Genomic DNA, 13109 nt, shown 5'->3' with positions numbered 1-13109 from the left:
TGATGAAAGATGTTCTAAAATTAGAAGAAATTCGTTTAGATGAAAGAAAGAACTTTATGGAGTATTTATTGCTAGCTGATGAAAGTGAAGAGATTATCAATGAATATATCCATGAAGGAGATATGTTTTCTATTTTGTTAGAGAATTTAGTGATTGGGGTGGCATTATTTATACAGGAATCCCCTTCTATTGTGGAATTAAAAAATATTGCTTTATTGCCTGAATATAGAGGAAGAGGTTTCGGTAAAGACATTATGAATCTGGCATTTGAACAATATAGAAGAAAATCTTTTCAAAAAATGATCGTTGGAACTGCTAATTCTAGTATAGCTAATTTAGCCTTTTATCAAAAAGCAGGTTTTCGTATCGTTGGGATAAGGAAGAATTTTTTTAATAAATACCCTAATCCCATATACGAGGATGGGATTCAGGCAATCGATATGATTATGTTTGAGAAGAATCTATGAGTGAAGGAGAGGAATCCTGTCATGAAAAAAATTTATATTGTGAGACATTGTGAAGCAAGTGGTCAGCCGCCTGAATCTCCTTTAACCGATCAAGGATGTGTTCAAGCGAATGCATTAGCAGAATTTTTCTCAGATAAAAAATTGGATCGGATTATTTCAAGCCCTTTTCTACGGGCGAAGCAATCTGTCGAGCCACTAAGTAAAAAGTTTGCTTTGAATATAGAAATAGATGACCGTCTTTCAGAACGAGTATTGAGTAAAGCCAACCTTCCGGACTGGTTTGAAAAATTAAAAGCAACCTTTACAGATTTAGAACTGAAATATGAGGGTGGAGAATCAAGTCAGGAAGCCATGAATCGAATCGTAGAGGTTGTGGAAGAAGCTTTTAATGATGGGGCTCCTCATACATTAATTGTAACGCATGGGAATGTGATGTCCTTATTACTAAAAAAATATAATCATGACTTTGGTTTTGAGGGCTGGAAGAATCTTAGCAATCCCGATGTTTTTCTATTAAGCTGTCTAAATGATGAAATACATCTAGAGCGCATATGGAGTGAATAAAATAAAGCCTTTTAAAATGATGAAATGGCCTATAAGGGACGTTGCCAATGAGTATATGCTGCATAAGCAAATTATTTTAAAATGTTGTCAGCTTCATCTCACTGCGCTTGGCGACTACTCCGTGCACGTCGAGGCTTGTTCAATAAATCCGACGACAATTTTGCTTTGAAAAAAGCTGTTGCTATTTTTGTTTATATATTGTAATATGTAAAAAAATTACTTCATACAAAGCACTGATAAGGACAATAATTATTTTTACGGTTAACAGAGAGGGAAGAAAAGCTGCGAACTTCCTAGCTTAGGAAAATAATTTACCACCTTTGAGCTATATCAAGGAACTATAAGTATTTGATATCGTCCATGCTACGTTACAGCACCAAAGCCGTAAGCAAATCGTATTTTTGCTTATGGGAAATTGGGTGGAACCACGAGAATAACGCACTCGTCCCTTACTTTAGGGATGAGTACGTTTTTTTATTTTTAAAAATTAAATGAGAATAAGCACTGATAAGGACAATAATTATTTTTACGGTTAACAGAGAGGGAAGAAAAGCTGCGAACTTCCTAGCTTAGGAAAATAATTTACCACCTTTGAGCTATATCAAAGAACTATAAGTATTTGATATCGTCCATGCTACGTTACAGCACCAAAGCCGTAAGCAAATCGTATTTTTGTTTATGGGAATTTGGGTGGAACCACGAGATTACGCACTCGTCCCTTACATAGGGATGGGTGCGTTTTTTTTATTTTGAAAAGGAGTGTGTATGGTTATGAACAAAAAATGTATGAACATCGAATTTCAAGACGGAAAAATCAAAGAGTTTTCAAAAGGAATGACAGTGGCAGAGGTCGCAGAAACAATTAGCCCAAGTCTCAGAAAAAAAGCGGTGGCAGCGAAAATAAATGACGAGCTTGTTGATATAAGCTTTAGGCTAAATAGGGATGTGAAGCTTACTATTTTAACATTAGATGATGAAGAAGGGGTGCAAATTGCCAGACATTCAGCAGCACATATATTGGCACAAGCTGTAAAAAGATTGTATGGCCATGTGAAATTAGGAATTGGGCCGATTATTGACGAAGGATTTTACTATGATTTTAAATTAGAGCATAGTTTGACTATTGAAGATTTACGTATGATCGAAAAAGAAATGAACAACATCATTAGCGAGAATTTAATGATTAAACGTGAAGAGGTTTCATATGAAGAGGCGAAAAAGCTGCTAGAGGAAAAAGCTGAGCCGTTTAAGCTTGAAATATTAAAGGACATTCCAAAAGGTGAAAAAATAACGCTATATCAGCAAGGAGAATTTATGGATCTTTGTCGTGGTCCACATCTTCCCTCAACAGGCTATGTAAAAGCATTTAAACTAACACGTGTGTCTGGTGCTTACTGGAGAGGGGATAGTCAAAACGAGGTGCTTCAACGTGTTTATGGAGTAGCTTATAAAAACAAACAAGATTTAATGGAATATGAAATATTTTTGGAAGAAGCAGCTAAACGCGATCACCGTAAGCTAGGAAAACAGCTTGAGTTATTCATGTTTTCTGAGGAAGCGCCGGGAATGCCGTTTTACTTGCCAAATGGACAAACAATTAGAAATGAGCTAGAACAATTCTCACGTGAGCTGCAAAAAAAAGCAGAGTATGATGAGGTACGCACTCCATTAATGATGAATCAACAATTATGGGAAAGATCAGGACATTGGGATCATTATCATGAAAATATGTATTTTTCCGAAGTTGATCAAGTTAGTTTTGCCTTGAAGCCAATGAATTGTCCTGGCCATATGTTGATGTATAAAAACAATTTATACTCTTATCGAGATTTGCCCATTCGACTCGCAGAGTTTGGTCAAGTTCATCGTCATGAATATAGCGGTGCTTTAAATGGGATGCTTCGGGTTCGCACATTTTGTCAGGATGACGCCCATATTTTTGCTCGCCGGGATCAAATTGGTGATGAAATTAAACGGGCATTCAATTTAATTGACAAAGTATATCAAACTTTTGGTTTTGAATATTCAGTAGAGCTTTCCACTCGGCCAGAAAAAGCATTAGGTGATGATGCTCTTTGGGCAATCTCTGAAGAGGCATTAAAAAATGTCCTAGAGGATTTGCATGTTAACTACCGGTTAAATGAGGGGGATGGAGCATTTTATGGACCGAAAATTGACTTTCACATTAAAGATGCATTAAAACGCAGCCATCAATGTGGAACAATCCAGCTTGATTTTCAAATGCCGGAGAAATTTGATTTAACTTATATTAATCAACATAATGAAAAGGTTCGTCCTGTAGTTATCCATCGAGCTATTTTTGGATCGATTGATCGCTTCTTCGGTATATTAATCGAGCATTTTGCTGGTGCCTTTCCTGTTTGGCTTGCGCCGACACAGGTACAAATCATTCCAGTTTCACAAGTACATGTTGATTACTGTTTGCAAATTCAGTCGGAGCTCAAGCAGGCAGGCGTGAGGGTCAAAATGGATAATAGTAATGAAAAGCTAGGCTACAAAATTAGAGAGACACAAATGAAGAAGATTCCATACATGCTTGTTATCGGAGATAATGAAATTGAAGAGAAAAAGGTAAATATAAGGAAATATGGTAGTATAAATACAGAAAGTGTTTTATTTGAAGATTTTAAAAAGACGGTTATTCATCAAATGAAAGAGCGGAGTATGTAATCAGGCAGCGAATTAGAGTAACCTTTTCCAATAAATATAGTCTAATTTGGTAAAGGACGGTGACTCGGATGAAGAAAACAATCTTGCTCATTCTACTAGCTAGTTTGCTTGTTTACGTTACAGGGTGTGGTCTAGGAAATCAGCAAGGAAGCCTACAATTCAGTAGCAACATAGATTTTGGCAAAAATGACTATAAGAAAATGATTTCTAGTAATAATCAATTAGGATTTGAGCTTTTGTCACAGGTTAAGGGAAATGAAGATGGGAATATCTTTATTTCCCCAACAAGCTTATTAATGGCATTATCAATGGTTTATAACGGAGCTGATGGGGTGACGAAGGAAGAAATCGCAAAAGTTTTGCATGCTGACGGTATGGACGTACTTGATTTGAACAAGGCCAATGCTTCCTTATTGTCCATGCTCTATCACGATTCAAAACAAATTCAATTAAATGTTGCAAACTCTATTTGGTTAAATCAAAAATTCCATTTTCAAACTGATTTTGCCCAAAATAATAAAGACTACTTTCATGCAAACATACAGGAAATTGATATTCTTGATAGCCAATCTCCTCAACTAATCAATGATTGGGTAAAGAAATCAACGAATCATAAAATTGAAGAAATTGTTGATGCCCCATTGGATCCCGATTTAGTCGCTATTTTAATAAATGCGATTTATTTTAAGGGTAGCTGGCAGGATGAATTTAAGAAAAAAGAGACTGAAAAACGAACCTTTTATTTAGGGAATGGAGCTACGAAAGAAACACCACTCATGCGTCTTCATAAAAAAATGTCTCACATGGAAAACGAAAGCTTCCAAGCGGTTTCTCTCCCATATGGTGATGGAGAAATGAGTATGAAAGTATTTCTTCCAAAAGAAAATGCAAGTGTAGAAACATTCAAAAATAAGCTTACAAATGACAATTGGAAGGAATGGAGCTCACAATTCCAACAAAAAGAAGGAACCCTTCTCTTGCCAAAATTTCAAATGGAATATGAAGTTTTGTTGAATGATGCATTAAAGAAGCTTGGAATGACAACTGCCTTTGACAAAGGTGCAAATTTCGCAAAAATGATTGAAGAGAATGATCCGATTTGGATTAATATCGTGAAACAAAAAACATTTATTGATGTGAATGAAGAAGGAACAGAGGCTGCAGCAGCAACATCGGTAGAAATGAAAACAGAATCTGCACCTCTCGATCAGCCATTCCATATGGAAGTAAACCGTCCATTTTTCTTGATGATTTCAGATGACACAACTGGCGCAATATTATTTATTGGCGAGATTGCGAATCCGGAAGCAGGTGAATAGTGTATGCAAATTGAATTCTATCCGATCGGTACTATAAAAGAGGATGAACTTACATTTGCTGTTATTTGTGCCATTTATCAAGGCAAATGGATTTATGTAAGACATAAGGAACGAAATAGTTGGGAAATTCCAGGAGGACATAGAGAGCAAGGGGAAAGTATCGTGGCTACGGCAGAACGTGAGCTATTTGAAGAAACTGGCGCGACTAAATATAAGCTTACTCCAATATGTGATTATTCGGTAGATAACCTCGTAAATAAACAATTTGGAAGATTGTTTTTGGCGAAGGTAAGTGAGCTTGGGCCATTGCCTCATTCAGAAATAGGTGAATTAAGCTTATTCGATGCCCTTCCAGAGAATCTGACACATGCAGAAATTCAGCCATATTTATTGGAAAAGACAGTTGAATTTTTGAAAATGGGGGAGTTTATCGTTGACTAATTTGTATTTCGTAAGGCACGCCCATTCTATATACACCCCTGATGAATTAGGCAGGCCTTTATCGAACGAAGGCTTCATTGATGCAGAACTGGTTACGGAAATATTAAAATCAGAAAAAATTAATCTCGTTATTTCAAGTCCATATAAGAGAGCAGTTCAAACAGTTCAAGGGATTGCAAATTTTATTGAAAAAGAGATAGAAATCGTGGATGAGTTTAAAGAACGCATTTTATCTTCCACATCTGTTGAAGATTTTCCAACAGCCATCACGAAGGTTTGGGAGGAACCTCATTTTGCTTGGGGGGGTGGAGAATCAAATGTGGTCGCTCAGCAACGGGGAGTCAAGGCAACCTTGCAAATAGTAGAAAAATATAAGGGGAAGAATATTGTTATTGGCACGCATGGAAATATAATGGTTTTAATTATGAATTATTTCCATCAAAAATATGATTTTGAATTTTGGAAAGACCTCCATATGCCAGATATTTATAAATTAACGTTTGAGGATAGAGAATTAATAAATGTCGCAAGACTATGGAATAGAATATAGAAGATTTTTTCAAAGCAGGAATTGAAAAAGAAATATCGAATGGTTTATTTAAACGAATTCATTTGGAGGAATATATTTGTTATCTACTAAACAATTAGCTGATATTAAAGAATTGCAATGTAAGTGTGAGGAAGGGGGAAACTTCCAGTTAAAGTTAAATTGGGATATGCTGCAAACACGCAAGGAAGACGAATGCGATGATTTTCTCCATTATGAGGATGGGAAGCTTGTTGGATTTCTAGGTCTATACGGCTTCGGAAATAAGGTTGAGGTTTGTGGGATGGTTTCTCCGAATTATCGGAGAAAAGGGATATTCACCCAGCTGTTCCATAACGCTGAAAAAGGATTGCAAGAACGTAAGGTTAAGCAAATTCTTTTAAATGCGCCATCAAATTCTGAATCAGGGAAGGCATTTATACAAACAATCTCTTCCACTTATTTATTCACAGAATACCAGATGAAATGGGCAGAAAAGAGTTTAACTGAAAATCATGATGTTACATTAAGGCTGGCAACACCGCAAGATTTGGCAACTGAAATTCAATTAGATGTGCAATGTTTTGGATTTGAGGAGCAAGATGCTCATGATTATAATGCCAGAATCAAACAGGAAAACAGAGAACAATTTTTCATCATTGAGTCAGAGGGGATGCCAGTAGGAAAAATGCGGGTTGACCATTCAGATGGAGAAGCATGGATATACGGATTTGCTGTTTTCCCACAGTTTCAAGGAAAAGGAATCGGACGTAAGGCGTTAACAAATGTGATCAAAAAAGAACATGAGAATGGTTACTCGATCTTTCTTGAAGTAGAAGCCAAAAATGCACATGCTTTAAAGCTTTATGAGTCTTGTGGATTTAAAGCCTATCATGCTCAAGATTATTATCAAAAAAATTAAGTTGTGGTAGCTGCAATTTTGACGTTGGTGGTTATTCGCTAACGTCATTCTTTATTATAGTCTTAATTCCATCGTTGTTCTATTTACAATCAATCTAGAAAGGAGAATCAATATGATGATTGAAACAGCGTATTTAAAAATTGTAAAAGAGCGGTTTAAGAGTATGAAAAGTCAAGGTGATCAAACATTAAAACAACTATCTGAAGCAGATATTCATTGGACATATAATGAAGAATCAAATAGTATCGCAATCATAGTAAAGCATGTAAGTGGAAATATGGTATCAAGATGGACTGATTTTTTGAATTCAGATGGTGAGAAGCCTAATAGAAATCGAGACAAGGAATTTATCGACGATATTTCTTCTATAAAAGAATTATTGGAAACTTGGGATGAAGGATGGAGTGTGCTCTTTAAGACATTGAATGATTTAGAGGAAACCGATTTATTAAAGACTGTATTCATTCGGGGTGAAAGTCATTCTGTTATAGAAGCAATTGAGAGACAGGTTGCTCATTATGCCTCACATATCGGGCAAATTATGTATGTTGGAAAAATGCTAAAAAACAAAGAATGGGAATGTCTAAGTATTCCTAAAGGGGAATCAGAACAATACTTGCAAGAAATGCTTAATCGAGCCAATAAAGTAGAAAATCCTTTAATTGTAGACAACAAGATTGCAAAAATTCCTCAATTTAAAGAATTTTCCCGAGAAATGGATGAGCAATTAGTTGAATTGTTAACATCTGAAACTTGGCCTTTCCATGGTCAGGAAAAACCTTCGGCAGACTCCATAAAAAAAGCGTTAAATAAAGGATTTTATACAGAGAATGGGAATAAAACATTTTGGATTATGAATGAGCATAAAAAATTAGGGCTCATAAGAATTTTTGATTTAGAAGATCCTACTTGCTTATTCGATCTTCGTTTGAAGGAAAAAGAACGTGGAAGAGGATTAGGTTTGTCATGTGTACGATGGTTAACCAATTACATATTTACTACCTATCCTCATATTATTCGCATAGAAGCTCACACAAGAAACGATAATTTTGCCATGCGTAAAACATTACACAAAAGTGGATATGTGAAAGAAGCCTATCATCGAAGTGCTTGGCCTCAAGGTTCAAATGTATATGACTCTATCGGATATGCGATAGTACGAAAAGATTGGGAAGAGGAGAAGGTTACATCCATTAAAGATGATTTTCCATTTTAAAGATAGGTAATTAAAAAATGGATAATATGTTAAAGTGTAATTAATGTGTATTTTTAATATATTTTTCCTAATTCCTGTTTTTAATCAGTGACAAAAGACTTTTATATGAAAAGAGAATGTTTAAACACTTCACGAATAGATTTTTGGATACAGCCTATTTTGAAAACGTACTGAAGGAAAAAGAAAACTATGAAAATCCCTCCAGTTCAAGCATTTGCACACTATGTCGGTGATGGAAAAGAAATCATAAAAGAAAAATATAAGAGAGTACATGACTGCTATTGTTATGAGAAGAAATTGGTGTAGGAGAATAAGTCATTTGGCTATTTTTAAGGAGTTGATATTGTGAAACATCGTTCTGAAGCAGATGAAGCAATTAAAAGATGGGACAATTTTGCTGATGAATATTCCGCAAATCATGGTGAGCAAGGAGATATTCATAAAGAGGTCCTTTTGAATCCAGTCTTATTTTCTTTAATGGGCAATGTAAAAAACAAACAAATTTTAGATGCTGGTTGTGGGGAAGGCTATTTAAGTAGATTATTAGCTAAGTCTGGAGCTGTCGTAACGGCAGTAGATTATTCATTAAGAATGATAGAAATTGCAAAAGCGAGAACGTCAAATGATTTACAAATAGATTATAGGCATGGCAATTGTGAAAATTTAAGTTCTTTTGACGATAAAAGCTTCGATTTGATCGTGTCTAATATGGTCATACAAGATCTTCCAAATTATAATAAAGCTTTTCAAGAAATGTATCGATTATTAGTAAATGGTGGCTCTTATGTTTTTTCAATTTTACATCCATGTTTCATTACTCCCGAAAGTGGCTGGGAGAGAACAACGAATGGAGAAAAGCTCCATTGGAACGTAGATAAATATTTTTATGAAGGGGAATATGAACAAAGGCTTAGCGATAAAGAAAAAATTCTATTTTATCATAGAACCCTTTCTACCTATATAAATACGTTAATTAAAACAGGCTTTTCTATCGTTAGCGTTGAAGAACCTAAGCCATCAAAGGAAATGTTGGAAAAGTATCCTTCCTTTGAAGAAGATTTCAGATGTGCTGATTTTATCGTTTTTAAAGTGAAAAAGAATTAAGATAGTATCTCAGTAGTTCTGACATGAGAACAAGCCAGTATTTCTTGTATATTGGAAGAAAATAAGGATTGCTTATGATGAGTAAATGATTATGAGAGCAAAAGGACGGTGGAATGTATGAAAAAATTATCGATGTTATTCATATTTTTTATATTTATATTTGCTTCCTCAATTCATGCTCTATCCTGGGCATACCCATTTGTTGTTTGGAAAGGAAAGGTATACGAAGTTAAACAAGAAGTAATGATTGCTGATAGTGAAATTGGTAAGAGAATCGGAGAAGTTAGAACGAAGCCTAACGATATGACTGGAAGATACTATGGGAATGCTTCAAATTATTTTCCAAAAGGAACGGAGTATTATGAAATAGTGGGTTTATCGATTTCTTCGGCGATTGCAGTGAAAGATGAAAATGTGTATGTAAAGGCTGAATTTATTCATAAAGCTCCTTTTCACATAATGAATATATTTACTAGTACTTTCTTTTTTATATTTGCAGGAGTCAGCGTGCTTATTATAATTGGCATTTTATACCGAACAAAAATGTCTACTAAATACTAAAATTATTATTTAGGGGGTGATGGTATGTGCAAAGAGGAGGAAAAAGAATTGGGTGCGACGGTAGTCAAACGAATTGATAAAACTAAAGTAAACGGATTATCTAAAATGAAAAAAGATTTATTAAAAAAGCATATGGGTAGTGCATCACAAAGCATTGATTTAAATAAGGTTCGTGAATGGTGGAAATATGAAAATAATTGATTTTAATACTCCTTCTTTTTCAGGGTTTCAGAAAGAAGAAGATATTTTGCTTGATACAAGTATAATACTTGGATATTACAATAAATATAATGCTTATCATACAACTATTACAGAACTTTTTCAGAATCATATTCTAAATAATGATAATGACCTATTCCTATATATAAACCCCACTATTTTAAATGAAATAACACATCTTGCTTCAAACCCTCTGAAACAATACCTTAATAGATATCCAGAAAAAAAGAAAGAAATAAACGAACTAGATAACTGACAGTAAGAAGAATTTTTAAGTTTAGTATAATTGCAAAAGTGTTAGTCTGTCTGATAGTGAATTTTTAATCAGACAGACTAGTATAGTTTTAGAAAAAGAATTACTTATCTTTTCATTGATATTTCCTAGCAATTAGATACGCTACAAATGGCTGTGTAATGACCCCGATACCTAAAATAGCAGTGAGAAAAATATTTACTGTGCCATTCATCCATTGATCGACTACCATTGCGAGAAGAATGAGCACAGGAAGAACGTAATAGCTAATAAGCGAACTTTTTTCATTAATTCGTCTTCCTAATTCCTCTTCCTGCATGATGCCGTCTTTACTTTCCTTCGTCCCCCATGTGATTGCAGAAAAATACATCATAAGTAATAGACTAATGGAGATAATTTCATTGAAACCAACATTTTCGCCTGCAATTAATATAAATTGTAAAACCAATGACGATTAATGTTGCAATTCCACAAATGATACCTCCTATTTTACGAATACTCATTCCTTATCCACCTTTTGTCTAGCTTCAGCTGCAAGGAACTCGAGGTCATAAGTCAATTTTCTGTCATAAAGGTATTAAGGATAACCTTTTACACCAGAATGTACCTGTCAAATATCTTTTACATATAAAAAGAAAAAAAGATACTTAACTAGTAAAATGCAGAATTTTGTATAATAATTAGAATTAGGAAAAATTGTAAGTAATCATTTAGAATAAAGGATAACTTATACGATTAGGTTTTTGCTTTTTTCTTTCTATAAATATATTAACTTCACCAAACTAACAGATATATACGTCAAACATGAAATTGCTGAAATGAAAAATAAAATTATTGGAGTGGTAAATTAGATGAAAAAAATAACGGTTTTACATTATGATGCCTTCAGCGATAAACCTGATAAGGGAAATCCAGCAGGTGTTGTGTTGAACGGAGATGATTTAACTGACGAGGAAATGCAAGAAATAGCGTATAAAGTAGGTTTTAATGAGACTGCTTTTGCCGTAAAGTCTGAAGTGGCTGATTTACGAATTCGCTATTTCACTCCAGGACACGAGATGAATTTATGTGGTCATGGAACAATGGCAATGATTTACGCCCTAAAAACAAAGGGATTATTAAATGAAAAGAATTCAATCATCATTGAAACAAGGGCTGGGAATTTACCTATAAATATGAGTATGTCTTCAAATAATGAAATGCAAATAACAATGAAACAAGCTCAACCACAGTTCGTAGAGTTTAATGGTTCCAAGGAGGCATTAGCTAACTCGATCGGATTACAAATAGGCGACCTTCATGAAGACTTCCCGATTTTATATGGAAGCACAGGGATTTGGACTTTATTAGTGCCCATAAAAAATGTAGCTGCATTTAAAGAAATGGAGCCGAAAAACGAAATATTTCCATCTATTCTAAAAGAAATGCCGAAAGCATCCATTCATCCATTTTGTTTGGAAACTTATGATCCGAATACTCAAATGCATGCAAGACATTTCTCATCACCTTTTTCGGGCACAATTGAGGATGCAGTGACTGGTACTGCCTCAGGAGTAATGGGAGCCTATTATGCCAAATATATAAAACCTAACTTTGAAAAATCCATTACACTGATTGTTGAGCAAGGTCATGAAATTGAAAAAGATGGAAGGGTAATCGTTACTGTTGCAAAAAGTGAAAATAATTATGATATTGAGATAACAGGCACTGCCGTATTTGTAAAGGAAATAGATATCCAATTTTAGTGATGCAAATAATAGGCAGAAGGTGTTTAAGTTGAAGATAATGAATATTAATTTACAAGAACGGATGAACCACTATCATGTAACTGGTTTAAGTATGGCATTGATTAATCAAGGCCAAATGAAGATGGCGGAAGGCTTTGGAATTCTTGAAGAAGGCACTTTAAGAGGAGTAAGCGAACAGACTATTTTTAATGCTTGTTCAATGAGTAAATTTCTTACTTCTATGCTAGTTATGACGTTAGTAGATCAAGGTATTCTTGATTTAGATGAAGACGTTAATAAGAAACTTGTATCATGGAAGATTCATGAGAGTGACTTTACTATTTCGAGTAAAGTAACATTACGTTCTTTGCTCAGCCATCAATCAGGGATTATTGATCCAGAGGGAAGTTTTGGTGAACTCGATTCATCTTATCGTCTATTTACGATTGCAGACTTACTAGAAGGAAAAACACCATATTGTAAAGAGGCGATTAAAATTTCTTATGAGCCTGAAAGTGATTTTCGATACTCAGATGCAGGTTATTGTGTTATTCAGCAAGTAGTTGAAGATAGTATTGGCAAGCCTTTCAAGAGTATAATGCAGGAATATATATTCAAGCCGTTAAATATGGATAATAGTTTTCTCGTTCGAAGTTTATCTGATATTAAGGACAAAGATTTTTCATGTGGCCATAATAAAAATGGAAGTATAGCTGAAGCGAAATATCCCATCTATCCTTATTTAGCTGCCGCAGGACTTTGGACAACACCGACTGACTTTGCTAAATTAGTGCTTGAATTAATAAGCTCTTTAAACGGAAACAGTACTATTGGCCTTTCAAAAAATAGAGCAAAGGATCTAATAACTTCACAAGGGTGTAAACAATGGGCTGGGCTTGGCGTTTTTTTAGAAGGTTCGGGGCAGAGTCTTGAAATATCATCACTTGGCTGGGGCAAAGGATTTCAATGTATGATGGTCGCTTATCCATATTTAGGTTCTGGTGCTGTTATGATGACGAATACTGATCTAGGAACCCATCAAATGAATGGGCTAATTGGTGAAATCTATAAATCTCTTGAGCTATAAAAAACTGACAAA

The 13109-nt window shown here is 34.7% G+C and carries 15 protein-coding genes, 2 pseudogenes and 2 other annotated features; of the genes and pseudogenes, 16 read left to right on the top strand and 1 reads right to left on the bottom strand.

The genetic code is table 11. The features are described 5' to 3' along the window. Positions 1-2 precede the first annotated feature (2 nt). The 14 genes and pseudogenes from KDN24_RS19310 (at position 3) to KDN24_RS19245 (ending at position 10286) form a co-directional block, all read left to right on the top strand. Positions 3-467, top strand: coding sequence for a GNAT family N-acetyltransferase (locus tag KDN24_RS19310; protein ID WP_409972920.1), 465 nt, complete (start codon positions 3-5; stop codon positions 465-467). Between the two features lie 21 nt (positions 468-488). After that, complete coding sequence (locus KDN24_RS19305) at positions 489-1031, top strand: histidine phosphatase family protein (RefSeq protein WP_409972919.1); 543 nt, start codon at positions 489-491, stop codon at positions 1029-1031. 224 nt (positions 1032-1255) lie between these two features. Next, positions 1256-1484 (top strand) — a binding site (T-box leader). A 42-nt stretch (positions 1485-1526) separates the two neighbouring features. After that, positions 1527-1754: a binding site (T-box leader), on the top strand. Between the two features lie 48 nt (positions 1755-1802). Then, positions 1803-3722 (top strand): threonine--tRNA ligase, encoded by a 1920-nt coding sequence (gene thrS / locus KDN24_RS19300; RefSeq protein WP_409972918.1) that lies wholly within the window; start codon positions 1803-1805, stop codon positions 3720-3722. A gap of 68 nt (positions 3723-3790) precedes the next feature. After that, positions 3791-5041, top strand: coding sequence for a serpin family protein (locus KDN24_RS19295; protein WP_409972917.1), 1251 nt, complete (start codon positions 3791-3793; stop codon positions 5039-5041). Positions 5042-5044: 3 nt separating this feature from the next. Continuing rightward, complete coding sequence (locus tag KDN24_RS19290) at positions 5045-5482, top strand: NUDIX hydrolase (RefSeq protein WP_409972916.1); 438 nt, start codon at positions 5045-5047, stop codon at positions 5480-5482. Continuing rightward, the gene (locus KDN24_RS19285; protein WP_491348116.1) at positions 5475-6032 is read left to right on the top strand and encodes a histidine phosphatase family protein; all 558 of its coding nucleotides are present in this window, start codon (positions 5475-5477) and stop codon (positions 6030-6032) included. The genes KDN24_RS19290 and KDN24_RS19285 overlap by 8 nt, the downstream gene beginning before the upstream one ends. A gap of 76 nt (positions 6033-6108) precedes the next feature. After that, positions 6109-6930 (top strand): GNAT family N-acetyltransferase, encoded by an 822-nt coding sequence (locus KDN24_RS19280; protein ID WP_409972915.1) that lies wholly within the window; start codon positions 6109-6111, stop codon positions 6928-6930. A gap of 112 nt (positions 6931-7042) precedes the next feature. Then, positions 7043-7567, top strand: a pseudogene (locus KDN24_RS19275) (DUF1572 family protein); the annotation flags it as partial. Next, the gene (locus tag KDN24_RS19270) at positions 7556-8146 is read left to right on the top strand and encodes a GNAT family N-acetyltransferase (protein ID WP_409973143.1); all 591 of its coding nucleotides are present in this window, start codon (positions 7556-7558) and stop codon (positions 8144-8146) included. The pseudogene KDN24_RS19275 and the gene KDN24_RS19270, both read left to right, overlap by 12 nt. A gap of 198 nt (positions 8147-8344) precedes the next feature. Next, positions 8345-8452 (top strand): annotated as a pseudogene (locus KDN24_RS19265) (GNAT family N-acetyltransferase); the annotation flags it as partial. A 39-nt stretch (positions 8453-8491) separates the two neighbouring features. Next, positions 8492-9250, top strand: coding sequence for a class I SAM-dependent methyltransferase (locus KDN24_RS19260; RefSeq protein ID WP_409972914.1), 759 nt, complete (start codon positions 8492-8494; stop codon positions 9248-9250). A gap of 117 nt (positions 9251-9367) precedes the next feature. Then, positions 9368-9811, top strand: a complete 444-nt coding sequence (locus tag KDN24_RS19255) for a hypothetical protein (RefSeq protein WP_409972913.1) — start codon at positions 9368-9370, stop codon at positions 9809-9811. Between the two features lie 24 nt (positions 9812-9835). Next, positions 9836-10012, top strand: coding sequence for a hypothetical protein (locus KDN24_RS19250; protein ID WP_409972912.1), 177 nt, complete (start codon positions 9836-9838; stop codon positions 10010-10012). Further along, positions 9999-10286, top strand: coding sequence for a hypothetical protein (locus tag KDN24_RS19245; RefSeq protein ID WP_409972911.1), 288 nt, complete (start codon positions 9999-10001; stop codon positions 10284-10286). The genes KDN24_RS19250 and KDN24_RS19245 overlap by 14 nt, the downstream gene beginning before the upstream one ends. A gap of 112 nt (positions 10287-10398) precedes the next feature. Here KDN24_RS19245 and KDN24_RS19240 read toward each other — a convergent pair whose 3' ends face one another. Further along, the gene (locus KDN24_RS19240) at positions 10399-10731 is read right to left on the bottom strand and encodes a hypothetical protein (protein WP_409972910.1); all 333 of its coding nucleotides are present in this window, start codon (positions 10729-10731) and stop codon (positions 10399-10401) included. 403 nt (positions 10732-11134) lie between these two features. On the opposite strand from KDN24_RS19240, the gene KDN24_RS19235 reads away from it, so the two are divergent. Continuing rightward, positions 11135-12028, top strand: coding sequence for a PhzF family phenazine biosynthesis isomerase (locus KDN24_RS19235; RefSeq protein ID WP_409972909.1), 894 nt, complete (start codon positions 11135-11137; stop codon positions 12026-12028). A 31-nt stretch (positions 12029-12059) separates the two neighbouring features. Continuing rightward, positions 12060-13097 carry a serine hydrolase domain-containing protein gene (locus KDN24_RS19230; RefSeq protein WP_409972908.1) on the top strand — a complete coding sequence of 346 codons (1038 nt, stop codon included), beginning with the start codon at positions 12060-12062 and terminating at the stop codon, positions 13095-13097. Positions 13098-13109: the final 12 nt, after the last annotated feature.

The sequence above is a fragment of the Cytobacillus sp. Bva_UNVM-123 genome, from assembly GCF_046351715.2.
Classification (GTDB): Bacteria; Bacillota; Bacilli; order Bacillales; family Cytobacillaceae; genus Cytobacillus.
This window is presented reverse-complemented; position numbering and strand designations above follow the sequence as displayed.

Coding starts and splice junctions, on each gene's coding strand:
- KDN24_RS19310 (WP_409972920.1), top strand. CDS start 3: ATGAAAGATGTTCTAAAATTAGAAGAAATTCGTTTAGATGAAAGAAAG.
- KDN24_RS19305 (WP_409972919.1), top strand. CDS start 489: ATGAAAAAAATTTATATTGTGAGACATTGTGAAGCAAGTGGTCAGCCG.
- thrS (WP_409972918.1), top strand. CDS start 1,803: ATGAACAAAAAATGTATGAACATCGAATTTCAAGACGGAAAAATCAAA.
- KDN24_RS19295 (WP_409972917.1), top strand. CDS start 3,791: ATGAAGAAAACAATCTTGCTCATTCTACTAGCTAGTTTGCTTGTTTAC.
- KDN24_RS19290 (WP_409972916.1), top strand. CDS start 5,045: ATGCAAATTGAATTCTATCCGATCGGTACTATAAAAGAGGATGAACTT.
- KDN24_RS19270 (WP_409973143.1), top strand. CDS start 7,556: ATGCTTAATCGAGCCAATAAAGTAGAAAATCCTTTAATTGTAGACAAC.
- KDN24_RS19255 (WP_409972913.1), top strand. CDS start 9,368: ATGAAAAAATTATCGATGTTATTCATATTTTTTATATTTATATTTGCT.
- KDN24_RS19250 (WP_409972912.1), top strand. CDS start 9,836: ATGTGCAAAGAGGAGGAAAAAGAATTGGGTGCGACGGTAGTCAAACGA.
- KDN24_RS19245 (WP_409972911.1), top strand. CDS start 9,999: ATGAAAATAATTGATTTTAATACTCCTTCTTTTTCAGGGTTTCAGAAA.
- KDN24_RS19235 (WP_409972909.1), top strand. CDS start 11,135: ATGAAAAAAATAACGGTTTTACATTATGATGCCTTCAGCGATAAACCT.